25 protein-coding genes are annotated in these 23,919 nt (G+C 66.2%); 14 read left to right on the top strand and 11 right to left on the bottom strand.

What is annotated here, in order from left to right; genetic code table 11:
- The first annotated feature begins 141 nt into the window (after nt 1–141).
- Nucleotides 142–789: an arylesterase gene (locus tag V5F77_RS12895; protein ID WP_429005758.1), complete on the top strand. Its 648-nt coding sequence runs from the start codon at nt 142–144 to the stop codon at nt 787–789.
- On the opposite strand, the gene V5F77_RS12890 is transcribed toward V5F77_RS12895, so the two are convergent.
- Nucleotides 783–1,661, bottom strand: coding sequence for a hypothetical protein (locus V5F77_RS12890; RefSeq protein ID WP_429005757.1), 879 nt, complete (start codon nt 1,659–1,661; stop codon nt 783–785). The two genes, V5F77_RS12895 and V5F77_RS12890, sit on opposite strands and share 7 nt — an antisense overlap.
- Nucleotides 1,662–1,833: 172 nt before the next feature.
- Between V5F77_RS12890 and V5F77_RS12885 the strand changes: the two genes are divergently transcribed.
- Together V5F77_RS12885 and V5F77_RS12880 are read left to right on the top strand one after the other, a co-directional pair.
- The gene (locus tag V5F77_RS12885) at nt 1,834–2,622 is read left to right on the top strand and encodes a Bax inhibitor-1/YccA family protein (RefSeq protein ID WP_429005756.1); all 789 of its coding nucleotides are present in this window, start codon (nt 1,834–1,836) and stop codon (nt 2,620–2,622) included.
- A 140-nt stretch (nt 2,623–2,762) separates the two neighbouring features.
- Nucleotides 2,763–3,287, top strand: coding sequence for a GNAT family N-acetyltransferase (locus V5F77_RS12880; RefSeq protein ID WP_429005855.1), 525 nt, complete (start codon nt 2,763–2,765; stop codon nt 3,285–3,287).
- Between the two features lie 15 nt (nt 3,288–3,302).
- Here the strand turns inward: V5F77_RS12880 and V5F77_RS12875 are convergent, their stop codons facing one another.
- The 3 genes from V5F77_RS12875 to V5F77_RS12865 are packed head-to-tail and all read right to left on the bottom strand — an operon-like array spanning nt 3,303 to nt 4,765.
- Nucleotides 3,303–3,683, bottom strand: a complete 381-nt coding sequence (locus tag V5F77_RS12875) for a lysozyme inhibitor LprI family protein (protein ID WP_429005755.1) — start codon at nt 3,681–3,683, stop codon at nt 3,303–3,305.
- 12 nt (nt 3,684–3,695) lie between these two features.
- Nucleotides 3,696–4,442 carry a 7-cyano-7-deazaguanine synthase QueC gene (gene queC / locus V5F77_RS12870; protein ID WP_429005754.1) on the bottom strand — a complete coding sequence of 249 codons (747 nt, stop codon included), beginning with the start codon at nt 4,440–4,442 and terminating at the stop codon, nt 3,696–3,698.
- A gap of 2 nt (nt 4,443–4,444) precedes the next feature.
- On the bottom strand, nt 4,445–4,765 hold the full coding sequence (locus V5F77_RS12865; protein ID WP_429005753.1) for a BolA family protein: 321 nt from the start codon (nt 4,763–4,765) through the stop codon (nt 4,445–4,447).
- Nucleotides 4,766–4,997: 232 nt separating this feature from the next.
- Between V5F77_RS12865 and V5F77_RS12860 the strand changes: the two genes are divergently transcribed.
- The 4 genes from V5F77_RS12860 to V5F77_RS12845 all read left to right on the top strand — a co-directional run bounded on the left by V5F77_RS12860 (nt 4,998) and on the right by V5F77_RS12845 (nt 9,875).
- Nucleotides 4,998–5,588, top strand: a complete 591-nt coding sequence (locus V5F77_RS12860) for a J domain-containing protein (RefSeq protein WP_429005752.1) — start codon at nt 4,998–5,000, stop codon at nt 5,586–5,588.
- 133 nt (nt 5,589–5,721) lie between these two features.
- On the top strand, nt 5,722–6,705 hold the full coding sequence (cobS, locus tag V5F77_RS12855; protein WP_429005751.1) for a cobaltochelatase subunit CobS: 984 nt from the start codon (nt 5,722–5,724) through the stop codon (nt 6,703–6,705).
- Between the two features lie 165 nt (nt 6,706–6,870).
- A complete protein-coding gene (gene cobT / locus V5F77_RS12850; RefSeq protein ID WP_429005750.1) occupies nt 6,871–8,769 on the top strand; it encodes a cobaltochelatase subunit CobT in 1,899 nt (632 codons plus the stop codon).
- A gap of 29 nt (nt 8,770–8,798) precedes the next feature.
- Nucleotides 8,799–9,875: an esterase-like activity of phytase family protein gene (locus V5F77_RS12845; protein ID WP_429005749.1), complete on the top strand. Its 1,077-nt coding sequence runs from the start codon at nt 8,799–8,801 to the stop codon at nt 9,873–9,875.
- A gap of 155 nt (nt 9,876–10,030) precedes the next feature.
- On the opposite strand, the gene V5F77_RS12840 is transcribed toward V5F77_RS12845, so the two are convergent.
- Both V5F77_RS12840 and V5F77_RS12835 read right to left on the bottom strand, forming a co-directional pair.
- A complete protein-coding gene (locus V5F77_RS12840) occupies nt 10,031–10,984 on the bottom strand; it encodes a methylated-DNA--[protein]-cysteine S-methyltransferase (RefSeq protein WP_429005748.1) in 954 nt (317 codons plus the stop codon).
- Nucleotides 10,985–11,030: 46 nt separating this feature from the next.
- Nucleotides 11,031–11,552, bottom strand: coding sequence for a DUF2244 domain-containing protein (locus tag V5F77_RS12835; RefSeq protein ID WP_429005747.1), 522 nt, complete (start codon nt 11,550–11,552; stop codon nt 11,031–11,033).
- A gap of 21 nt (nt 11,553–11,573) precedes the next feature.
- On the opposite strand from V5F77_RS12835, the gene nth reads away from it, so the two are divergent.
- Nucleotides 11,574–12,455: an endonuclease III gene (gene nth, locus V5F77_RS12830; RefSeq protein WP_429005746.1), complete on the top strand. Its 882-nt coding sequence runs from the start codon at nt 11,574–11,576 to the stop codon at nt 12,453–12,455.
- Nucleotides 12,456–12,466: 11 nt separating this feature from the next.
- Here nth and V5F77_RS12825 read toward each other — a convergent pair whose 3' ends face one another.
- Nucleotides 12,467–13,150: a sulfate transporter family protein gene (locus V5F77_RS12825; protein WP_429005745.1), complete on the bottom strand. Its 684-nt coding sequence runs from the start codon at nt 13,148–13,150 to the stop codon at nt 12,467–12,469.
- Between the two features lie 94 nt (nt 13,151–13,244).
- Entirely contained in the window at nt 13,245–13,814 is a 570-nt protein-coding gene (locus V5F77_RS12820; protein ID WP_429005744.1) for a DUF3574 domain-containing protein, read from the bottom strand.
- A gap of 249 nt (nt 13,815–14,063) precedes the next feature.
- Here V5F77_RS12820 and V5F77_RS12815 point away from each other — a divergent pair, with 249 nt between their 5' ends.
- The 3 genes from V5F77_RS12815 (at nt 14,064) to V5F77_RS12805 (ending at nt 19,215) form a co-directional block, all read left to right on the top strand.
- Complete coding sequence (locus V5F77_RS12815) at nt 14,064–14,690, top strand: TetR/AcrR family transcriptional regulator (protein WP_429005743.1); 627 nt, start codon at nt 14,064–14,066, stop codon at nt 14,688–14,690.
- Nucleotides 14,691–14,776: 86 nt separating this feature from the next.
- The gene (locus V5F77_RS12810; protein WP_429005742.1) at nt 14,777–16,027 is read left to right on the top strand and encodes an efflux RND transporter periplasmic adaptor subunit; all 1,251 of its coding nucleotides are present in this window, start codon (nt 14,777–14,779) and stop codon (nt 16,025–16,027) included.
- Nucleotides 16,028–16,032: 5 nt separating this feature from the next.
- On the top strand, nt 16,033–19,215 hold the full coding sequence (locus V5F77_RS12805) for an efflux RND transporter permease subunit (RefSeq protein ID WP_429005741.1): 3,183 nt from the start codon (nt 16,033–16,035) through the stop codon (nt 19,213–19,215).
- 63 nt (nt 19,216–19,278) lie between these two features.
- Here V5F77_RS12805 and V5F77_RS12800 read toward each other — a convergent pair whose 3' ends face one another.
- The gene (locus V5F77_RS12800) at nt 19,279–20,028 is read right to left on the bottom strand and encodes an SDR family NAD(P)-dependent oxidoreductase (protein WP_429005740.1); all 750 of its coding nucleotides are present in this window, start codon (nt 20,026–20,028) and stop codon (nt 19,279–19,281) included.
- 127 nt (nt 20,029–20,155) lie between these two features.
- Nucleotides 20,156–20,449, bottom strand: coding sequence for an ArsR/SmtB family transcription factor (locus V5F77_RS12795; protein WP_429005739.1), 294 nt, complete (start codon nt 20,447–20,449; stop codon nt 20,156–20,158).
- Nucleotides 20,450–20,844: 395 nt separating this feature from the next.
- On the opposite strand from V5F77_RS12795, the gene V5F77_RS12790 reads away from it, so the two are divergent.
- From V5F77_RS12790 to V5F77_RS12780, 3 genes are read left to right on the top strand one after another with little or no spacing between them, the layout of a single operon-like run.
- A complete protein-coding gene (locus V5F77_RS12790) occupies nt 20,845–21,972 on the top strand; it encodes a methionine ABC transporter ATP-binding protein (RefSeq protein ID WP_429005738.1) in 1,128 nt (375 codons plus the stop codon).
- Nucleotides 21,962–22,642, top strand: a complete 681-nt coding sequence (locus V5F77_RS12785) for a methionine ABC transporter permease (RefSeq protein WP_429005737.1) — start codon at nt 21,962–21,964, stop codon at nt 22,640–22,642. Before V5F77_RS12790 ends, V5F77_RS12785 begins: the two co-directional genes overlap by 11 nt.
- 25 nt (nt 22,643–22,667) lie before the next feature.
- Nucleotides 22,668–23,456 carry a MetQ/NlpA family ABC transporter substrate-binding protein gene (locus V5F77_RS12780; protein ID WP_429005736.1) on the top strand — a complete coding sequence of 263 codons (789 nt, stop codon included), beginning with the start codon at nt 22,668–22,670 and terminating at the stop codon, nt 23,454–23,456.
- Between the two features lie 160 nt (nt 23,457–23,616).
- Here the strand turns inward: V5F77_RS12780 and V5F77_RS12775 are convergent.
- Nucleotides 23,617–23,919, bottom strand: a 303-nt coding sequence (locus V5F77_RS12775; protein ID WP_429005735.1) for a hypothetical protein, incomplete at its 5' end; no start/stop codon positions are given.

Below are 23,919 nucleotides of genomic sequence, written 5' to 3'. Positions count from 1 at the left end.
CAGATCGGTTCGCACGTCGCGCGGCAGCAGGCGGAGCGCGTCTCATGGCTCCGCAGGGCGCGCGCGGCGGCGCAAGGGTGGACGCGTCGGGAACGCGGGGCCGGACGGTGTCCGGCGCTTGGGGCATATGGAACTTCATTCATGTCGTGGAAAGGGCTGATCGCGCTTATGGTCGCATTCACGTTTGCGTCAGCACCCGCCGTCGCGAAGACGGTGAAGCTGGTGGCCTTCGGCGACAGCCTGACCGCCGGCTACAACCTGCCCCGCAGCGACAGCTTCTCCGCCCAGCTCGAAACCGCGCTGCGCGCCAAGGGCTATGATGTCAGCGTCGCCAATGCCGGCGTCTCCGGCGACACCACCACCGGCGGCCTCGCCCGGCTCGACTGGAGCGTGCCGGCAGACACCGACGGCGTGATCCTGGAACTCGGCGCCAACGACATGCTGCGCGGGCTCAACCCGGACATTCCACGCAAGGCGCTGACCGAGATCGTCACCCGCCTGAAGGCCCGCAACATCCCGATCCTGCTGGCCGGCATGCGCGCCTCAACCAACATGGACGCGGCCTATCGCAAGGCGTTCGATTCCATCTATCCCGAGCTGGCGCAGAAATACGATCTTCTTCTCTATCCGTTCTTCCTGGAGGGGATCGTCGGCAACCGCACGCTGACCCTGCCGGACGGCCTTCACCCCACGGCCCGGGGAGTGGCGCGGGTGGTCTCCGGCATCCTGCCCAAGGCGGAGGAACTGATCGCCAAGGCTGGCGGGACCAAGGCCACCGGGCCTCAGTAGCGATACAGGGCGGCGAGCACCAAGCCGTTCTCCTGCAAGGCATTGCGGGCGAAATAGGTGGTCACGAGGCTGGCCTGGACCGAGAAATTGTCGGCAAGGTCATACATGACCCCCATCTGCAACTTGTAATATTCATAGGAGGCGTCGAAATACGGCGCTTCCCCCGCCCCTTCCGACACCACGTTGAAGGATTGCGCCAGCGCCAGCCAGCGCGGCGCAAGGCGCACGCCGAGCGTCACATCCAGGCGCACTTCATCCGGCGGCGCGCCGAAGCGCAGGCGCTGGGCCACCTCCACATCCAGGAAGGCGGCCCATCCCCACAGCACGAAATTCCAGCCGGCCAGCGCGCGCAGATCCAGCTCGCCGTTGACATAGCCGATCACCGCCGGCCCCTCGCCCGGCTTGGCGCCGGGGAAACGGGCCACCGCCTGGAGCGAGGCCACGAAGCCATCGCCTTCCGCGATCTTCACCCGGCCGCCGAGATCGGTATAGCCGGCGCCGAGATAGGAGGTGTCGGCCGGGCTTCCGAGGGAAATGGAGAGCAGCTCTGGCGCGACGATCAGCGTGAGGACATCGTTCGCCCCCACCTCCATGAACAATTGGGTGGAGATCTTGTCATAGGTCTGTGCCGCATAAAGATTTGAAGACCCGTCGAACGCGTGGTCGGCCCGCGTCGCGGTGGATTGCAGATAGGCCTGAACCTGGGATTCCCGCAGCGTCCAGGCGCCGGCGCAGGCGCAATCCGGGGTGAGCGCGAATCCCAAAGCCGCCGGCACGGCCAGCACGCCCCAACCCCGATGCAGACGCCCCCCAGCGCCCATGAATTTCGCCCCCGCGGGCAGGCCAAACAGGAGCTTGCCCGCCGCACTCATGCTATCATGCAAACGGTCCGTGGAGGTGTGGCGGGCGCAGATGACGTTGCGGAAATTTCATGCAACGGTCTCTTGCCGCCACATTTTGAACCCACCATATTGTCTGTGAACCGCTGGGTCGGGTGGGCTGGAAGGCCATGCCCGTGATCCGCGGTCGAAGTGGAGAATGACGATGTCCGATTATGATCGCAACGTCGCCGGGCGTTACGGAACGACGGTGACGCGCTCGGAGGCCGCGATCGACCAGGGCCTCCGCAGCTATATGCTGAGTGTCTACAATTACATGACCCTCGGCCTCGCCATCACCGGCCTGGCCGCCCTGGGCGTGTTCATGCTTTCGGTCACCACCGATCCCAGCCAGGCCGCTGGCCAGGTTGCCGGCGGCATCATGCTGACCAAGTTCGGCTATGCCCTGTTCGTGAGCCCGCTCAAGTGGGTGGTGATGCTCGCCCCGCTCGCGGCGGTGTTCTTCCTCAGCTTCCGCATCCAGAACATGAGCGTGGGCGCCGCCCAGGCCACCTTCTGGATCTATGCGGGCCTGGTGGGCGTATCGCTCGCGACGATCTTCCTCGTGTACACCCATGAGAGCATCGTCCGCGTGTTCTTCATCACCGCGGCCACGTTCGGTGCGTTGAGCCTCTACGGCTACACCACCAAGCGCGACCTGTCGGCGATGGGCTCGTTCCTGATCATGGGCCTGTTCGGCATCATCATCGCCTCGGTGGTCAACATCTTCCTCGGCTCCACGATGCTGCAGTTCATCGTGTCCGTGGTGGGCGTTCTGGTGTTCGCGGGCCTCACCGCCTACGACACCCAGCGCATCAAGGAGATGTATTTCGCGGGCGACGACAGCTCCACCATGGGCAAGAAGGCCATCATGGGCGCGCTGGCGCTGTACCTGGACTTCATCAACCTGTTCATGATGCTGCTCCAGCTGTTCGGCAACCGCAACAGCAACTGATCCGGCCCGCGCCTCGCGCGGCTGGCAAGATCGGAAGGCCTCGGCGCAAGCCGGGGCCTTTTCGTTTGGCACGCAGCCGTATCGCCGCGCGGCCGCCCGAACGGCTTTTCCTGCGGCCGCGCGGGCGCTATGACGCGGGAATGCAGATCCGCCTCGCCACCCATTCCGACCTCCCCGGCATCACCGCCATCTATGCCGAGGCCGTGCGCACCGGCACCGCCTCCTTCGAGCTGGAGCCGCCGGACCTCTCCGAAATGACCCGCCGGTTCGAGGCGCTGGCCGCCGGCGCCTATCCCTATTTCGTCGCCGTGGAGGCCGATGGCACGGTGCTCGGCTATGCCTATGCCGGCGCCTTCCGCCCGCGCGTGGCCTATCGCTGGACGGTGGAGAATTCGGTCTATGTCGCCCCGTTCGCGCAGCAGCGTGGCATCGGGCGTGCCTTGATGAACATGCTGATCGCCGAGAGCGAGGCGCGCGGCTATCGCCAGATGGTTGCGGTGATCGGCGACAGCGCGAACCACGGTTCCATCGCCCTGCACCGTGCCTGCGGGTTCGCGGACATCGGCATTCTCTCCAACACCGGCCTCAAGTTCGGCCGCTGGCTGGATACCGTGCTGATGCAGCGTCCGCTCGGGGAAGCGGAAAGCAATGTTCCGCTCGGCTAAGCCGGCGGCTTGGCGCTAGAACGGGCCGTGCGTGTAGACCCGCGCCAGAATCTCCTCGAACACGCCGATCCGCGCCTGATAGGCCTCTGCGATGCAGCCGGCATTGCTGCCGCAGGCCGCGCGCTGCTTGAGGAAGGCGCGCTGCTGGTCCTGCAGATCGCCGCGCTGCCCCATGCCCACAAGATGGGTCACGATGGTGTATTGCGTCGCCATCTTCACATCGAGATCGTTGAGGTTCGGCGTGGCGCAGACGGCCTGTTCGTCCGGCGCCTTGGCGGCGGCGCAATCGAAGCTCGCGGCGCGGGCGGCGGAGGGCAGTGAAACGACAAGTGCTGCGGCCAGCAGGGCGAACATCAATGCCCCGGTCGTCGTGCGCGATGCGATGCCGTGCGTCATGCCCTCATCTCCTCAGACCCGCGTGGCGGCGAAGCGGTGGTAGCCCTCAGCGCGCAGGCGGCAGGCCGGGCAGGTGCCGCAGCCATATCCCCAGGCGTGGCGTTCCCCCCGCGTGCCGAGATAACAAGTGTGGGTCTGTTCGACGATCAGATCCACCAGCGCCGTCCCGCCCAAGTGCGCGGCGAGATCCCAGGTCTGCGCCTTGTCGATCCACATCAGCGGCGTGTGCAGCACGAAGCGCGAATCCATGCCGAGATTGAGCGCCACCTGGATCGCCTTGATGGTGTCGTCGCGGCAATCGGGATAGCCGGAGAAATCGGTCTCGCACATGCCGCCGACGATGTGGCGCAGGCCGCGCCGATAGGCGAGCGCGGCGGCGAATGTGAGGAAGACGATGTTGCGGCCGGGCACGAACGTATTCGGCAGGCCGTTCGCGCCCATGGTGATCTCAACGTCCCGCGTCAGCGCGGTGTCGGAGACGGCGGCGAGCGCATCGAGGGTGAGGGTGTGGTCCTCCCCGAGCCGCGCGGCCCAGTGCGGATTGAGGGCGGCAAGCGCCGGTCGCAGCGTCTGCCGGGCGTCGAGTTCCACGCGGTGGCGCTGGCCATAATCGAAGCCGAGGGTTTCCACGCGGGAAAACCGCTCCAGGGCCCAGGCGAGACACGTGGTCGAATCCTGCCCCCCGGAGAACAGCACCAGCGCGCCGTCCGGGTTCGTCCCCCCTTCCCCGGTCGCTGGGGAGGCGGCGTGCGCGTCCATGCCTAGGCGCCCGATGCCACTTCCGGCGCCACTTCTTCAGGTGCCTTGGCGTCGATGGCGATGGCGTGGAGCCCTTCGGCGATCTCCTGCGCCAGCAACGCGTTCACGAGCCTGTGACGATCCACCCGGCTCTTGCCGGCGAAGGCCTGTGCCACGACGCGGACCCGCAAATGGGTAATGCCGCCATCCGGCCGCCGGGTTGCCCCACCATGGCCGGCATGCAATGCGCTTTCATCCTCCACATCGAGCCCGGCAGGTGTCAGGCCGGTCTGCAGCGTGGAGCGAATGCGCGCGAGATGCGCCTGAGCGAAAGAATTTTCCATGAGGGGAGAGGTAACGCTCCCTTCGCCGACACGTCAATGCGGCCGAAGGCGCCGCGCCGCTCCGGGGGATGGATGCGATCAGCCATGGCACAAAGGGGCGCCGCGCCCTATATCTGCGACAGGTTCCGTCCGGCGGATTGCGCTGCGTCAGTCCTCCTGCGCCGCCTCAGGCGGCCGTTCCGCCTTCATTCCCTTGCTTGCCGCACTGCGGTGCGATGGCCATAATCGAATTATGAAGATCGACTCCCCCTTCTTCGACCGCATCCGGGTCAAGCCGAGCGCCGATCGCCTGCGCAAGACCACTTGCGCAGCCTGTGATTGGCCCGGCTGTACCCAGGACGGCACGCACCGCGCGCCCAAGGGCCGGGCCGCGGAAGGGGAATATTGGAATTACTGCATCGACCACGTGAAGCAGTACAACCAGTCGTACAATTATTTCGCCGGCATGAGCGACGATGCCGTGTTCGCCTATCAGAAGGACGCGATCACCGGCCATCGCCCCACCTGGCGCATGGGCACGCGCGGCGCCGAGGCGAACGCGGGCGGCTATCGCGACCCGTTCGGCTTTACCCAGGAAATGGGCGGCACCGCCGGTTTCGAGGCGCCCAAGGCGGAGGGCCGCATGGTCCGCACCCTGGAGCGGCAGGCGCTGGAAGTGCTCGGGCTTGAGATGTCCGCCAACAATGTGGAGATCAAGGCGCGCTTCAAGGAATTGGTGAAACGTCATCATCCCGACGTGAACGGCGGCGATCGCTCGGCGGAAGACCGGCTGCGGAGCGTGATCCAGGCCTACAACACCTTGAAACAGGCCGGTTTTTGTTGAACACCCCCCAAGGGGGCCGCGACGAGAGGCCCCGGCGAGAGAATTTTTGCAGCAGCGGAAAAACCTTTAAGGTGCCGCACGGATCAACAAGCAAGACGACGCGCGCGAATCTACAAGCGCATACGGAGGCGTTATGAGCGGCACCGAGACCATTGCCCCGACCCCGGATATGAAGGTGTCGGTGCGCCAGGTGTTCGGCATCGACATCGACATGGAAGTCCCGGCCTTTTCGGAGGCCGAAAGTCATGTTCCAGATCTCGACCCTGACTATCTGTTCGACCGTCCCACCACCCTGGCTATCCTCGCGGGCTTCGCGCACAACCGCCGCGTGATGGTGACCGGCTATCACGGCACCGGCAAATCGACCCATATCGAGCAGGTGGCGGCGCGCCTCAACTGGCCCTGCATCCGCATCAACCTCGACAGCCACATCAGCCGCATCGACCTGATCGGCAAGGATGCGATCGTGGTGAAGGACGGCCTTCAGGTCACCGAATTCCGCGACGGCATCCTGCCCTGGGCGCTGCAGAACAACATCGCGCTGGTGTTCGACGAATATGACGCCGGCCGCCCGGACGTGATGTTCGTGATCCAGCGCGTGCTGGAGGTCTCGGGCCGCCTGACCCTGCTGGACCAGAACCGGGTCATCCGCCCGCATCCCTCATTCCGCCTGTTCGCCACCGCCAACACGGTCGGCCTCGGCGATACCACCGGCCTCTATCACGGCACCCAGCAGATCAACCAGGGCCAGATGGACCGCTGGTCCATCGTCACCACGCTGAACTATCTGGCGCACGACAAGGAAGTCGAGATCGTGCTGGCCAAGGCGAAGCACTATCAGAACCCCGAGGGACGCGACATCGTCAACCGCATGGTGCGCCTCGCGGATCTTACCCGCAGCGCGTTCATCAACGGTGATCTGTCGACCGTGATGAGCCCGCGCACGGTGATCACCTGGGCCGAGAATGCCGATATCTTCAAGGATCTCGGCTTCGCCTTGCGCGTGACCTTCCTCAACAAGTGCGACGAGCTGGAGCGCGCTTTGGTGGCGGAGCTTTACCAGCGCTGCTTCGGCGTGGAGCTGACCGAGAGCACGGTCAACGTCGCCCTCGCCTGAGGCTTAAAAGCGCCCGGCCCATCAGGGGCGGGCGCCCGCTCCACCCGGTCGGGTGGAGCATCTGAAGGGACGGGACGCCCGCTTCGGCCCCGCCCCGCCCCTGCCAGAGCGCGGGGGAAAATGGTGCGACCGGCGCGATACGCGCCACAGACAGGGCCAGCGGCGATGCCTCCCTCAAACAAGATCGTGAAGACCCTCCCGAAGGAAGCGCCCGCCGAACCGTTCAAGCGCGCCATTACCGGGTGCTTCAAGGCGATTGCCGGGGTGAGCGAATTCGACGTCACGTTCGCCAACGAGCGTCCCTCCCTGACGCAGGACCGCGTCCGCCTGCCCGAGCCGCCCCGGCGCTTCTCGGCCCAGGACGCGGCGGTGGTGCGCGGCCATGCGGATTCCCTCGCCTTGCGCCTCGCCTGTCACGACCAAAGCGTGCACCGCAAGATGCTGCCCACCGGCGATACCGCCCGCGCGGTGTTCGAGGCGGTCGAGCAGGCCCGCGTGGAAGCGCTCGGCGGAAACCGCATGACCGGCGTCCAGCGCAACCTCACGGCCATGCTGAACGACCGCTATCATCGCGGCCCCTATGCCGACATCACCGAACGCGCCGATGCGCCCATCGAGGAAGCTTTGGCGCTGATGGTGCGCGAGCGCCTCACCGGCCAGGCCCCGCCGCCCGCAGGCCGCAAGATCGTCGATCTCTGGCGCGACTATATCGAGAGCCGCGCCGAGGGCGACCTGGCCCGTTTCGCCGACAGCATCGAGGACCAGAAGAAGTTCGGCGAGATCACCCGCGAACTGCTCTCCTCCCTGGAAATGGGCGAGGAAAGCGGCCTTGAGACCGACAAGGAGAGCGAGGACGACGACGATCCCGCCGGCCGCGAGGAACAGGGCGGCGAGGAGGGCGAGGCGAGCGAGGACGACAGCCAGCAGGGCGCGACCGAGGTGGAAGCCGAACTCGCCCAGGAGGAGCTGCCCGACAGCGCGGTGGAGAGCGAGGCCGGCCCCCCGGCCGAGTCGCCTGACGATTCCGACATGGGCGACAGCGAGGAATCGGCCGAGCCCTGGCAGCCCCGCACGCCCCAGTCGCAGGACATCAAGGGGCCGGAATATCACGCCTTCACCACCAAGTTCGACGAAGAGGTGCATGCCGAGGAGCTGTGCGACATCGAGGAGCTGACGCGGCTGCGGTCTTATCTCGACAAGCAGCTCAGCAACCTCCAGGGCGTCGTGTCCCGCCTCGCCAACCGCCTGCAGCGCCGCCTGCTGGCGCAGCAGAACCGCGCCTGGGAGTTCGACCTTGAGGAAGGCATCCTCGATCCCGCACGCCTCTCCCGCGTGGTCACCGATCCCGGCGCGGCGCTCTCGTTCAAGCGCGAGCGCGACACCGAGTTCCGCGATACGGTGGTGACGCTGCTGATCGACAATTCCGGCTCCATGCGCGGGCGCCCCATTACGGTCGCCGCCACCTGCGCGGATATTCTCGCCCGCACGCTGGAGCGCTGCGGCGTGAAGGTGGAGGTGCTCGGCTTCACCACCCGCGCCTGGAAGGGCGGCCAATCGCGCGAGGCGTGGCTGACCGGCGGCAAGCCGGCCAATCCCGGCCGCCTCAACGATCTCCGGCACATCGTCTACAAGTCCGCCGACGCCCCCTGGCGCCGGGCGCGGCGCAACCTCGGCCTGATGATGCGCGAGGGGCTGCTGAAGGAGAATATCGACGGTGAGGCGCTCGATTGGGCGCACCAGCGCCTGCTCGGCCGGCCGGAATCCCGCAAGATCCTGATGATGATCTCCGACGGCGCGCCGGTGGACGATTCCACCCTCTCGGTGAATGCCGGCAATTATCTCGAACGCCACCTGCGCCACATCATCTGGCAGGTGGAGAACCGCTCGCCGGTGGAGCTGATCGCCATCGGCATCGGCCATGACGTGACGCGCTATTACAAGCGCGCCGTCACCATCGTCGACGCCGAGGAACTGGGCGGCGTCATGACCGAGAAGCTGGCGGAGCTGTTCTCCGAAACCCCGCCCGCCCCCGCCAAGACCGCCGGCCGCAAGCGCCTGCATTGATGGGTCCGGACCGGCCGGGGAACACGGCAATGACGCGCCACACCACGCGCGACGGGGACGCGCGCGATGTGGGCGCTCGCACGGGCGGCCCCCGCGCGCGCTGGCTGGCGGGCCTGGCCCTCGCGGCCCTGATCGCGACGGGGCTCGCGGGCCACGCGCTTTCCAAGCCGCCGAGCCTGCCGGTGGAGCCCGTGGCGATCGAGGTGCAGGCGGCGCCCATCGCCACCTTCCGCCCGCGTGCCGACGACACCCGCTTCGGCGCCCTGCTCTATCGCGGCGGGCTGCGGCTCACCTCGCCCTTTCCCGGCTTCGGCGGCCTGTCGGCGTTTCATCTCGACGCGGACGGCGCGCATTTTCTGGCCGTCACCGATGCCGGCGTGTTCCTGCGCGGGCGGCTCGTCACCGAGGGCGACCGGCCGACCGGCCTTGCCGACGTGACGGCCGCCGCCATGCTGGACCAGACGGGCGCGCCGCTCGCAGATTCCAAACGGGGCGATGCGGAATCCCTCGCCATCGGACCCAAGGACGTGTTCGTGGGCCTGGAGGACGTGAACGAGATCTGGTCCTTCCCCGGCCCCGATCCGCTGGGGCAGAAGGGCAAGCCGATCCCGGTGCCGCCCGGCGTGAAGGCGCTGCGCGACAATCTGGGGCTGGAAAGCCTGGTCTATGTGCCCTCCGGCCCGCTCGCCGGGGCGCTGCTGGGCATCGGCGAAGTGGGCGCAACCAATGCCGCCGACCTGCCGGGCTTCATCATCGGCGGGCCGAAGCCGGGCACTTTCACCGTTCCGAAAAGCGGCGTGTTCAGCGCGACAGACGCGGCGCTGGGGCCGGACGGCGAATTGTTCCTGCTGGAGCGCCATTATGCGGTGAGCACCGGCGTCTCGATGCAGATCCGCCGGTTCCAATTGAAGGACGTGGCCCCCGGCGCGGTGCTGAAGGGCGACATCCTGTTCACCGCCGACATGGGCTATGAGATCGACAATATGGAGGGCCTCGCCGTGACCGTGAACGGCGCCGGCGAGACGCTGCTGACGATCGTCTCCGACGACAATTTCAGCCCCATCCAGCGCACCCTCCTGCTGCGCTTCGCCCTGGCCAGGGACTGAGCTGAAGGACTGAGGGCGGCGGCACGCGGCGCGTCGCAGAACTTCTGCGGAACATGGTGTTTTCCCACGCAGAAGACCGCGAACACTCCACTCTTCCCTGGCGTTCTTCTTCGCCAAGTGAATGTTTCACATGAAACATTTTTTTGCAGGAGCGGCTAAACCCCCACCTTTCCCGCTTCCCAGCCCAATATGGCGCGCTTGCGGGTGAGGCCCCAGTGATAGCCGGTGAGATCGCCATTCTTGCCCAGCACCCGGTGGCAAGGCACCACGAAGCTGATCGGGTTCTTCCCCACAGCCGCCCCCACCGCCCGCGCCGCCTTGGGGCTGCCCACCCGGTCGGCGATGGAGGAATATGTGGTTGCGCGGCCCATGGGAATGCGCAGCAGCGTCTCCCAGACCCGCACCTCGAAATCCGTGCCGATGAAGACGATGCGGAGCGGCTGGTCCTCCCGGCAAGCGGCGGGATCGAATATGCAGCGCACCAAGGGCGCGGTGGCGGAAGGCTCCTCCACGAACCGCGCATTGGGCCAGCGCACCGACATGTCGGCGAACGCCGAGCGCTCCTCCCCCGCATCGGCAAAAGCCAATCCGCACAAGCCCCGCGAGGTCGCCATGGCAAGGGCGAGGCCGAACGGCGAGGGGTGAAACCCATAGCGGATCACCAGCCCCGCCCCGCCGGTCTTCCATTCGCCGGGCGACATGGCCTCATGCACCACGAACAGGTCATGCAGCCGGCCGGGACCGGAAAGGCCAAGTTCCAATGCGGCATCAAGCACATTGCTGCTCTGGGCCAGCACCTGCCGGGCGCGATCCAGCGTCACCGCCTGGAGAAACGCCTTGGGCGTCAGGCCGCACCAGCGGCGGAACACATCGGTCAGCGCCCGGCTGGTGACGCCGGTGGCGCGGGCGATCTCCTCCACCTCCGGCTGCTGGCGCATATGGGTGGTCACATAGGCGACGGCCCGGCGCACCACGTCATAATCGGCGGCGGCAATGTCCAGCTCGTTGGCCGAGGTGAGCGGAGCAAAGCCGAACGGCTTCGGCGAATCGAGCGTGGGCGAATCGTGCAGCAGCACGGGCGTCACTCCTTGAGCGGATGTCTGCGCCATTTCACCCGTTTCCCGCCATGGCGACCACCCGATTTCCCCGCAGCCGTCAGAATACCGTGCGCGTGACACCGCGCTTCACTTCCATCAATGCGGCATTGATGTCGTCCGCCAGTTCGCCCTTCTGCACCGGGCCGAGATGGATGCCCACAGGGGTGTGGCAACCGCGCGAGACCAGCGCCATGTCGATGGTGCCGAACTCCTCAACCTCGCGCCGCCACAGCCGGGTGAAGAAGGGATTCATCTGGAAATCCCGCGCCTTGCCCCGCGCCGGCACCTGGCGCACCTGAACCAGGCTCGGAGTGATGCGGATATGCTCGCGCGCGGCGGCGGCGCGGAAATTGGCGCGGAAGGCGAAATAGATCAGCGCTACATCAAGACCGAAGAAACCGAAGATGGGCCACGCCCCCATGGCCAAAAATGCCGCGCCGCACGTGAAGCTGACGGCCCCGACCCCTACCATCAGCAGCAGGAAGCCGCGCTGCGACAGCGAGCGGTGAGGCGCCATGGTGGCGGCAAATACCGTCGGCTCCCCGTCATCGGGGAAAGGCAGGTCATTGGCCTTCGTCATGGGCGGGATTATAGGGACAAAATGGCGCGAAAAACCACACCTCCCCGAGCCGGCTCTTCACTTGTCGCAAAGCCCGCCAAATCCTCGCCAAAACCGGCACCAAGGCAGGCAAAGGAGAAGGCCGGCGCCGCGCTATCTGCCGGAAAGTCCCGCCTCCCCGCCTCCGCCGCCGCGCGCCTGAAGGCCGAGCAGGCCGCCGGCATCGGCCCCGTGCGCCGCAGGGCGGTCGCCAATGCCGCAGCCGCCGCCCATGGGCGCACGGTGACGCAATGGACCGAGGCGGAGATCGTCGAGGCTTTCACAAGGTTCGAGCGGCTCAATCCCGAACCGAAGGGAGAATTGGATTATGTCGATCCCTTCACCCTGCTGGTGGCCGTGGTGCTCTCCGCTCAGGCCACCGACGTCGGAGTGAACAAGGCCACCAAGGGCCTGTTCGCGGCCGCCCCCACACCCGCCGCCATGGTGGCGCTGGGGGAAGAGGGCATCGCCGCCCACATCCGCACCCTCGGCCTCTATCGCGGCAAGGCGAAGAATGTCGCGGAACTCTCCCGCCTGCTGCTGGCCCGCCACGGCGGCGCGGTGCCGGTGGAGCGCGAGGCGCTGGAAGCTTTGCCCGGCGTCGGCCGCAAGACCGCCAATGTGGTGCTGAACATCGCCTTCGGCGTACCCACAATCGCGGTGGATACCCACCTGTTCCGCGTCGCCAACCGCACCGGCCTTGCCCCCGGCGCGACCCCGCTTGAGGTCGAGCTGGGCCTGGAAAAGCGCATCCCGGACCGCTTCAAGCGCCATGCCCATCATTGGCTGATCCTGCACGGGCGCTACATCTGCAAGGCCCGCCTGCCCGATTGCCCGATCTGCCCCATCAATGATTTGTGCCGCTGGCCGGACAAGCCGATCTAGAGGCGCGCGTCCTAGGCCTCGATCAGCTTATGGGTCGGCACCACCTTCAGCCGCTTGTGCAGATGCACCATGAAGGCGGTGCCGAACACCGGCATGATGAGGTTGAGGATCGGCACCATCAGCAGCGGCGTCATGAGCAGACCGGCAATGAAGATGCTGGTGGCGTTGGCCTGGCGCAGGGCGCGGGCCTGGGCCGGCGAGGAAAAGCGCATGGCGACCATCTCGAAATATTCGCGGCTGAGCAGATAGGCATTGGCCACGAAGAAGGCGATCAGATTGACGCCCGGCACCAGAAGCAGCATCAGCGCCACGATGTTCACCGCCAGCACCAGCACGAAGAAGCGCGCGGAATAATAGAGTGAGGTGGCGAGCGGCTGGGGCGTGCCGACCGGATCGTCGGGATAGCTCGCGCGCTCCACCTTCTCGGCAACATCGTCCACGAACAGGCCGGCGACCAGCGAGGACACGGCCGGCATCAGATAGGCAACGCCGAACACCAAGCCGAGGCCGGTGACGATGGCCAGCGTGGTATCGAGCCAAGGATAGGGCAGCTCCGCGAGACGCTCCACCGCCGCGAAGGCGGCAATGCCCAGCACCATCAGCAGACCCAGTGCGAGCAGCACCGATTTGACCAGAACGCCGCGCAGGAGCGGCGAGAAAACCTGCCCGAACGCGGTGAAGGCGGCGGCGAACATCTAGGGGCCTCGCGGATGGAAAGAAAATGCCCCCTTCACGTGGGGTGCGCCATCGCTCCCCTCAAGGGCGGCGGCATGACCTGGCGCCTGTGCCTCAGGGATAGACGCGCACGGGGAAGTCCACATGGAACACTCGTTGCTGGCCGAAGCGCTTGATATAAGAGCTTTTGACCTCGCCGAGCTTGGTGGCAGCGTCCGGCGTATTGGGAAGAACGATCACCAGCACACGCGTCCCGGGCCGCGACAGGGCGAGGGCGACTGTGGTCGAGAGCGGAGCCGGCACCGGGGGCGTGGCCCCGGCGGCCGGGGCGGTTGCGGTCGTCGGCGCCGGGGAGGATGCTGCGGGCGCGGGCGTCCCCTGGGCAGCCGGCTGTGGCGCCGGAGCGCTGGCCGAAAGGCCCTGCGCCTCCAGCACCGTGAAGCCGCCGGGAAAGCGCGGCGCGACCACATCGGCAACGAACTGCACCCATTGCTGCTCGCTGACGCCGCGACCATCCGGCGTGTTCAGGTTGAAGAACAGCTGGCTCTCCAGGAAGACGCTGTCTGCCCACGGCGTCGGCTGCCAGCCGGGCGCCACCGCCGCAGCTGGCGCATCCTGGGCATGTGCCGGGCCGACGAGCACCGCGCCAAGCAATAAGGTGCGAAACAGCATGGACGCCTGCATTTCCCGGTTCCCCCAGCCTCGTCCCGCCGCTCGCCCGGATCCGCGCCGATCCGGCGGCCAGGTGCCACCCTCTGATGGCATATGAACCATTCCCAGTGGAGCGGGCAACCCGCCGCGAGTGGGCCAGTCGACGCCGCCCCCACCCGAGGGTCGCCAGGGGCGGAGCATGCGAACGAACATTCGCTCTTGACCGGGACCTCTGCTGCCGGCAGGGTGAGAGCGAACGTTCATTCTCATTTTTGAAGGTCCATGGCTTTGGGCGTCCCCACACTTGCCGCTGTCGATCATCGCAGCGAGCAACAGAAGCGTATCCTCACGGCGGCCGTGCAATGCTTCGCGCGTGACGGGTTTCACGGCACCTCGATGCAAAAGATCTGCGCCGAGGCGGGGATGAGCCCGGGCGCCCTGTATCGTTACTTTCCTTCCAAGGAATCCATCATCGGCGCCATCGTCGAAGGGGAAAGCGCAGACCGCGCGAGGTTGTTCGAATATCTCGACCAGGCCCCGAGCCTGATCGACGGGCTGACGGAATGCATCGCCACGCTGCTGGCCAACGACACCATGGACTGCGCCAAGCTCGGCCCGGAAATCATGGCAGAGGCGATCCGCAATGAGAAATTGCGCGATGCGTTAGAGCCGGTGGAGGAGGAAAGCCACGTTCTGCTGCGGGCCGCCCTGGTTTCCGGCATGGAAAAGGGCGAGATCGACCCGACCGCAGATCCCGACACGCTGGTGATGCTGCTCAAGGTGATGGGCGATGGGATAATCCTGCACAACCAGCTTCATCCCCAGTGGAATTTGCCCGCGCGCCTGCCGGCTTTCGCGACCCTGGTGCGGCGCATGCTCGCGCCGGAAGCAAAAGCGCCCGCGCCATGAGCATTACCTTGCCGCAATTTCCGTATCGTCATGCGCCCGCAAAAGCGCGCGCGGCCGAGGCCGCACACAGAGAGACCGACCATCCCATGCCCCGCAGCGCATATTCCGGCAGCGAATCACCTCACGTCCCGTCGCGCCAGGGCCGGTCGCGTCGCCTTCTAGCCGGCGCGCTGTTCGCTGTGGCCCTCGCGGCGCCCCAGTTCGTGTCCCCCGCCGTCGCCGAGGCGCCGGCCGCCGAACCCGCCAAGGGCCTCACGGTGAGCGTCACCCATCCTCAGCAAAGGTTGATGACCGAGACCCTCCTCGTCACCGGCTCGCTGATCGCGCGCGAGGAAATCCAGGTGGGGCCGGAAATCGAGGGCTATCGCCTCATCGAGATCCTCGCCGAGGTGGGCGATCGCGTGAAGCAGGGCCAAGTCCTGGCGCGGCTCAATCGCGAGGTGCTGGAAACCCAGCTCGCGCAGAATACCGCCAATCGCGCCAAGGCCAAGGCCGCCATCGCCCAGCAACGCGCCAATCTCGACCAGATGCTCGCGCAAGAAGCTGAGGCGACCTCGGCAGTTGAGCGCGCGCGCCAATTGCGCAAGACCGGCGTGGTCTCGCAGGAAACCCTGGATGAGCGCGAGCGCGCCGTGAAAGTCGCGAGCGCCCAAGTGGCCGCTACCCGCGAAGCCCTTATCGCGAGCGAAGCCGACGCCGGCTTGGTGGAGGCACAACGCTCCGAAATCGCGCTGAAGCTCACCCGCACGGAGGTGAAGGCCCCGGCCGCAGGCGTGATCCTTGCCCGCGATGCCCGGATCGGCGCCATCGTCTTGTCCAACAAGTCGGAACCCCTGTTCCGCATCGCCCGCGACGGCGCCATCGACCTTGATGCCGAGGTGCCCGAAGTGGCAATGCCCCGCATGAAGATCGGCCAGAGCGTCAGCGTCACTCCCGCCGGTTTCCCCGCACCTCTGGAAGGCAAGGTGCGTTTGATCTCGGCCCAACTCGACAAATCCACCCGCCTCGGCAAGGTGGAAATCGCCCTGGCCGACGACGACCGGCTGCGTCCCGGCACTTACGGGCGCGGCGTGATTGAGATCGCCCGCCGCGAGGGGCTCGCCGTGCCGCAGTCCGCGGTCATGTTCGACGCCAAGGGCGCCTATGTGCTGGTGGTCAAGGATGGCGTCGTTGCAGAACGGCGGGTCGAGCCGGGCCTGAAGAGCGAGGGCCGCATCGAACTTGTCTCCGGCGTAAGCGCCGATGATCTTGTGGTCGTGCGCGCCGGGGGCTTCCTGCGCGAAGGCGACAAGGTCAACGCGGTCGAAACGGACCGTACCGCGACGGGAGTAAAGTAAGCGCCATGGCTCTCAACATCTCCGCCTGGGCGATCCGCAAGCCGATCCCCTCCCTGGTCCTGTTCGTGGTCCTCATCGCGCTCGGCATCGTGCATTTCAGCTCGCTGCCGGTGACGCAGATGCCGAACATCGACGTGCCCATCGTCATGGTCTCCATCTCCCAGCCCGGTGCCGCGCCGAGCGAACTGGAGACCCAGATCACCAAGAAGGTGGAGAACGCCGTTGCCGGCGTGTCGGGGGTGAAGCACATCACGTCCTCGCTCTCGGAAGGCTCCTCCGTCACCACCATCGAGTTCCACCTGGAAACGGCGGTTGACCGGGCGGTGAACGACACGCGCGACGCCATCACCAAGATCCGCACCGAGCTGCCCCAAGCCATTGAGGAACCTCTGATCCAGCGGGTGGACATCGAGGGCCTGCCGATCGTCACCTATGCCGTCGCCTCCCCCACCATGAATGCGGAGGAGCTGTCCTGGTTTGTGGACGACACCGTCGCCCGCACGCTCCAGGGCATTCGTGGCGTCGCACAGGTGAAGCGCGAGGGCGGTGTCGACCGTGAAATCCGGGTCGCGCTCGATCCCGACCGGTTGATGTCGCTCGGCATTACCGCGGCCGAGGTCTCACGCCAGTTGCGGGCCACCAATGTGGACGTCTCCGGCGGGCGTGGCGAAGTCGGCACGCAGGAGCAGTCGATCCGCACATTGGCCGGGGCAGCCAGCGTGGACGACCTCGCCGAGACCCGGATCGTGCTGTCCAACGGGCGCTATGTCCGGCTGAAGGATCTCGGCACCGTCACCGACGGGGCGGCGGAGCAGCGCGTGTTCGCTCGGCTCGACGGGCGCCCGGTGGTGGCATTCGGCGTCTATCGCGCCAAGGGCTTCTCCGACGTGGTGGTCTACGACCGCACCGAGGCGGAGGTGAAGAAGCTGCTTCAGTCCCATCCCGACGTGTCGATCAGCATGATCGATACGACGGTGCGCTATACCAAGGCGGACTATGAATCCGCCATGCACACCTTGATCGAAGGCGCGATCCTGGCGGTGATCGTGGTGTTTTTGTTCCTGCGCGACTGGCGCGCGACGCTCATTACCACGCTCGCCATCCCGCTCTCCATCCTGCCGACCTTCTGGGTGATGGATGCGCTCGGTTTCTCGCTGAACGCGGTGAGCCTGCTCGCCATCACGCTCGTGACCGGCATCCTCGTCGACGACGCCATCGTCGAGATCGAAAACATCGTGCGGCACATGCGACAGGGGAAATCCCCCTATCGCGCGGCCATCGAGGCGGCGGACGAGATCGGCCTCGCGGTGGTGGCGACGACGCTGACAATCGCCGCCGTGTTCGTGCCGGTATCCTTCATGGGCGGCATTGCCGGGCAATATTTCAAGCAATTCGGCATCACGGTCGCGGTGGCGGTGCTGTTCTCGCTCGCCGTCGCCCGCCTCATCACGCCGTTGATGGCCGCCTATTTCCTGCGCGACCATGGCCATCGTGAAACCGGCGACGGCTTCATCATGCGCCATTACCTGCGCCTTCTCGCATGGTCCGTGCGGCACCGTTTCGCGACCATCGCCATGGGCTTCGCCGTGTTCGCGGGCACCATCTTCCTGTCCACGCTGCTGCCCTCGGGTTTTCTGCCCACCAACGACATCTCCCGCTCCATGCTGTCCATTGAGATGCCACCGGGCACGACGCTCGCGGAAACGCAGGCGGTGGCGGACAAGATCACGGCCGACCTGCTGAAGCAGCCGGAAGTGGCCAGCGTCTATGCAACCGCCGGCACCGGCGGACAGGGCGGCATGGCGATGATGGCGAGCGAGGTGCGCAAGGCGACGATCGTGGTCAATCTCAAGCCGCGCGCCGAGCGCAGCGTCGACCAGAAGACCTTCGAGAGCCGCCTGCACGGTGAGCTGGCGGCGCTTCCGGACATGCGCTTCACCTGGAGCCCCAACGGGCAAGCGGCGCAGCGCGGCTTCTCCATGATCCTGTCCGGCAATGACGGCGATGCCGTGGAGGCGGCGGCGCTGAAACTGGAGAAGGAGGTGCGCGACAACGTGCCGACCCTTTCCAACGTCGTCTCCAGCGCCGCGCTCGACCGGCCGGAGATCCGCATCGTGCCGAAGCTGGACCAGGCAGCCCAGCTCGGCGTGTCGGTGGACACGATCGCCGAGACCGTGCGCATCGCCACCATCGGCGATATTGCCGCCAATCTCGCCAAATTCTCCGCCAAGGACCGTCAGATCGACATCCGGGTGCAGATGGACGAGAAGGCGCGCGCCAAGCTCGCCACCTTCGATGCGCTGAAAGTGCCCACCGCCAAGGCCGGCGTCTCGGTTCCGCTGTCCTCGGTGGCGGATGTGAGCTTCGGCAAGGGCCCGACATCGCTCGATCGCTATGATCGCGCCCGCCGTGTCGCGGTGGAGGCCGACCTTGTGGGCGAGACCCCGCTCGGCGCCGCCATCGAGGCGGTCAAGGCGCTACCGGCCGCGAAGAACCTGCCGCAGGGCGTGATGCTCAAGGAATCCGGCGATGCCGAGATCATGGGCGAGGTGTTCTCCGGCTTCGCTCTCGCCATCGGCGCCGGCGTGATGTTGGTGCTGGCGGTGCTGGTGCTGCTGTTCCAGGATGTGCTTCAGCCCATCACGATCCTGGTGGCGTTGCCGCTCTCGGTGGGCGGCGCCTTCATCGCGCTGCTGCTCACCGGCAATTCCATCTCGCTGCCGGTGGTGATCGGCTTCCTGATGCTGATGGGCATCGTGACGAAGAACGCCATTCTGCTGGTCGATTTCGCCATCGAATCCATCGCCAAGGGCATGGACCGCACCACGGCGCTGATCGAATCCGGCCGCAAGCGCGCCCAGCCCATCGTCATGACCACCATCGCCATGGCGGCGGGCATGCTGCCTTCGGCATTGGCATTGGGCGAGGGCGGCTCGTTCCGCGCGCCCATGGCGATCGCGGTGATCGGCGGGCTGATCGCCTCCACCGTGCTGTCGCTGGTGTTCGTGCCGGCGGTGTTCTCGGTGATGGACGATTTCAGCCACGTCCTGGGCCGGCTGTTCGGCCGGTTCGTGGGCAAGCGGGACGAGCATCCGGGTCACGCGGACAGCGCGCACGGGCCGGACGCGCACGGGTCCGATGCGCAGAGCGGTCAGAAGCACCTGCCCTTCCCCCGCGCGGCCGAATGACATCGCGCGCCCCGGCCGGAAGGGGAAAACGGCCGGGGCGCGCCTGCGCCGGGACGGCTGCGCTCAGCGCAGGCCGCCCGAGGCGAAGATGACCTCGCCGGTGAGCCATCCGGCATCAGCGGAAGCGAGGAAAGTGGCGACGGTCGCAATATCCTTCGGCTGGCCGCCGCGCCCGAGCGGAGTCTTGGCGATCAAGTCCCGTTCCAGGTCGCTCCCGGTGATGTTCAGGCTCCGCGTGCCTTCCGTCTCCACCCCGCCGGGGCTGATGGCGTTGACGCGGATCTGGCGCGGGCCGAGTTCGGTGGCGAGCACGCGCGTAATGGAATCCACTGCGCCCTTGGTTGCCGTATAGACCGAAGCGCCCGGCAGCGAGACGGTGGTGACCGCCGAGGAAATATTGATGATGCTGCCGCCCTCGGCGGAGAAGTGCTTGACCGCCTCCTTGGTCGCCAGCAGGAGGCCGAGGACGTTGGTATCGAACTGGCGGTGGAAGTGTTCCTCGTTCACCTCCTCGATCGGCGCGAAACTGTAGACCCCGGCATTGTTCACGAGAATGTCCAGCCTGCCGAATGCGGCCTTCGTTTCCGCAAACAGGCGCGCCACGTCGGCGGCCTTCGCCACATCGCCCTGCACCGCAAGCGCCTTGCCGCCGGCAGCCTTGATCTCGGCTACGACGCGGTCCGCGCCCTCCTTGCTGGAAGCGTAGTTCACCGCCACCGCAGCCCCTTCGGCCGCAAGGCTTTTCGCAATGGCTGCGCCGATTCCCTTGGAGGCCCCAGTGACTACGGCGACCTTGCCTGAAAGCTTGCTCATCTCATCTCTCCCAACCGGAACGATTCGATAATTAGATAAACATCGAATTGATGTGCGGCGTAAATGGGAAGCCCGCCCGCCGATTCAAGGGGCGGTCGCAGGTCGGCGGAGAGCTGACGCAGGGGCCTCAGATGCGGGAAAGCTGCTCGAGATAGGCGCCGAGCACATCGCGGCGCAGAATGAGCTTGGCGAACTTGCCCTCGCGCACGATGTCCACGAGGCCCGCGGTCTCAAGCTCTTTCACATGGTGGGAGATGGTCGCGGCGCTGACCGCATGACATTCCACCAGGGCACTGCACGCCAGGTGTGTGCCGGAGGCGCCGATCTTCTTCAGGATCTGGTAGCGGCGCGGTTCCGCCAGGGCGCGGGCGATCTGAGCAAACTGCTTCTCGCTCAGATGGATGGGTTCCGCAGACGACATGATCTCAAACTCGTGGGCGCAACGATCCGTTTCGTGGCCGGCGCTGGGCTCAATATGTGGTCGGCACCGCGCTTTGACAACGCCGCGCGCTCCGCCCCCATCGGCGCGAGCCCGGCCACCCGGCGTTGGATCCTCCGCGCCGCGCGTCGAAAATGTATTCCACATCCATTTCGAGCATCTTGACTTGTTCGCCAAAAAGAACGATGGTTCGTTCAGGGAAACACAAACGATGGGTGCGGCCATGATGCGCTGCCTGTGTATGCGAATGTGACTGCGGCCTTTTGTGTGCGCCGCGCCTTTTGCCGCCCGAAATTCCCTTCCAGCCGTCGGTTTCCTGGGCCATTGATTGGACCGCCAGGACGAACGCCTCGCGCTTTCACCGACGAAAGCCGGAGATGAACGTGACCGCTATCCTGCCTATTCTTGCCGCATCGGCACAGCAGGCCGACCCCTTGGGAAGGCCTTTGCCGGTGCAGAATCCCGTCATCCGCTTCGAGCACGTGGTCAAGACCTACGCCGCCCGCCAAGGCACCCCTGAGGTCGCCGCCCTCTCGGACGTCGACCTTGCCGTGCCCGAGGGGGCCATTGTCGGCGTCATCGGCCGCTCGGGCGCCGGCAAGTCCACCCTCATCCGCCTGGTCAACGGGCTGGAGCGCCCCACCGCCGGGCGAATCGTGGTGGACGGCACCGATATTACCGCCTTGTCGGAGACAGGCCTGCGCGAAGCGCGCCGCTCCATCGGCATGATCTTCCAGCATTTCAACCTGCTGGCGCGGCGGACCGCGTTCGAAAATATCGCCTTGCCGCTGGAGATTGCCGGCGTCTCGCGCCGCGAGATCAAGGCGCGGGTGGAACCGCTGCTCGATCTCGTTGGCCTCGCCGATAAGCGCGACCGCTATCCCGCCGAACTCTCCGGCGGGCAGAAGCAGCGCGTCGGCATCGCCCGGGCGCTGGCCACCCGCCCGCGCGTGCTGCTCTCGGACGAGGCAACCTCCGCCCTCGACCCGGAAACCACCAATCAGATCCTCGCCTTGCTGCGCAAGGTCAACGCCGACCTCAAGCTCACCGTCCTGCTGATTACCCATGAGATGGCGGTCATCAAGGCGGTCGCAAACCGCGTGGCCGTGCTGGATGGGGGGCGCATCGTCGAGGACGGGCCGACGTTCGACATCTTCGCCCATCCCCGGCATGCCACGACCAAGGCGTTCATCTCCGCCATCACGGGCGCCGCCCTCCCCGCCCAGGTGGCCGACCGGCTGCGGCGCGAGCGGACCCAAGACGCGAACGCCGTGCTACGCATCGTCTTCACCGGCACCCATGCCACTGACCCGGTTCTGTCCCGCATCTCGCGCCTGCTTGGCGTCGATGTGAACATCATCCAGGCGCAGGTGGACGACATCGCCGGCGCGCCGTTCGGCGTCATCGTGGTCTCGGTGCCGGGGGATGTGGCGACCGTGGCGGCGGTGGAAGCCGCGGCGACCCGGCTTGGCCTCGGCGTGGAGGTGCTTGGCTATGTTTCCTGAAATCCTCTCCCCCGCCATCGTCGATCTGCTGATCGACGCCACCCGCCAGACCCTCTACATGGTCGCCATATCGGGCCTGATCGGCACGCTGATCGGCCTGCCCCTTGGCGTGTTCCTGGCCACCAGCCGCAGCGGCGAACTGTTCGCCGCCCCCGTGCTCAATCAAACGCTGGGCCTGGTGGTGAACGCGGCCCGCTCCACCCCCTTCATCATTCTAGTGGTGGCCATCATTCCGTTCACGCGGCTGATCGCGGGCACCTCCATCGGCACCAACGCGGCCATCGTGCCGCTGACGGTGGCAGCCGCCCCCTTCATCGCCCGGCTGATCGAGGCCGCCATCCGCGAGGTGGATCAAGGCCTTGTGGAAGCCGCCCGCGCCATGGGGGCAAGCCCGCTCCAGATCGTGGTGAAGGTGCTTCTGCCCGAGGCGTTGCCCGCCATCACCTTGGCCCTCACCCTCGCGGTGGTGAGCCTGCTCGGCTATTCCGCCATGGTGGGCGCGGTGGGGGGCGGCAGCCTTGGCGATCTTGGCATTCGCTTCGGCTACCAGCGCTTCATGCCCGACGTGATGGCCGCCGTGGTGGTGGTCCTGATCCTTCTGGTGCAAGCGGTGCAGAGCTTCGGCGACCTGCTAGCCCGCCGCCTCGACAAGCGCAGCCGGCGCGACTGAACCTTTCATTCAAGGAGATTGTGACATGAACCTCCGCTTCCGCGCGCTCGCGCGCGTGCTCACCGTATCGTTCGCCCTGACGAACGGCGCCTTTGCCGAGACCATTTCGGTGGGCGTCACCCCAGGTCCCCATGCCCAGATCCTGGAAGCGGTGAAGCCCATCGCCGCCAAGCAGGGCCTCGATATCAAAATCGTCGAATTCTCCGATTACATCGTGCCCAATACCGCGCTGGATTCCGGGGAATTGCAGGCGAATTCATTCCAGCACCAGCCCTATCTCGACAATCAGGTGGCCGATCGCGGCTATAAGATCATCTCGGTGGGTCAGACGGTAAACTTCCCCATCGGCATCTATTCCAAGAAGTTCAAGAGCCTGGATGACCTGCCCCTGGGCGCGAGCCTTGCCATTCCCAACGATCCGACCAACGGCGGCCGGGTGCTGCTGCTGCTGGCGGGCAAGGGCTATATCAAGCTGCGCGAGGGCGTGGGCTTCAAGCCGAGCGTCGCGGATATCATTGAAAACAAGAAGAAATTCAAGATCGTCGAGATCGACGCGGCCCAGCTTCCCCGCTCCCTGCCCGATGTCGACGCGGCCGGCATCAACACCAATTATGCCAAGGAAGCCGGCCTCGACCCGGTGAAGGATCCGATCCTGCGGGAAGACCCGAAGGGCCCGTATGTCAATGTCATCGCGGTGCGCACGCAAGACAAGGACAAGCCGTTCGTGAAGATCCTGGTGGAAAGCTATCGCTCCCCCGAGGTGAAGGACTTCATCCTCACCACCTTCAAGGGCGCGGTTCTTCCGAGCTGGTGAGCCCTAAGGGCCTGTTTGAAATCCGGAAAGCTCCGATCGACACGCGCCTTCTCCCCGTGGGGGAGAGGGTTGGGGTGAGAGAGCCAAGAGCGGATTCTCGACGCCCCCCTCACCCGCCCGCTGCGCGGTCGACCTCTCCCCGTGGGGGAGAGGGGCATTCTCAGGCGTTGGCTTCGAGGCGCGATATCACGGCGATCCGCGCCTCGTCGATTTGCTTCTCATAATTGTCGGCGAGCGGTTCGCCGAGGGCGTTTTCCAGCACGCCCCGCACCGCATAGAGCGCCGCCAGTTCCGCCGGATGCTCCAGATCATCGCGCGCATCCTGCTCCGCCGGATCGGAGGTTATGCGCGAAATCAGGTCCAGCAGCACCACGGCCACGGACCGGTCGATCGTCATGACCACATCGCCGCTGGGCAAGGTGACGGAATCGGTGAGCGGCTCGTTCATGGGCGCGGTCATGGG

This window comes from Roseixanthobacter psychrophilus, assembly GCF_043195195.1.
Lineage (GTDB): Bacteria > Pseudomonadota > Alphaproteobacteria > Rhizobiales > Xanthobacteraceae > NCEH01.
Note: the sequence above shows the minus strand (reverse complement) of the source record. Positions and strands in the feature narration are given on the sequence as shown.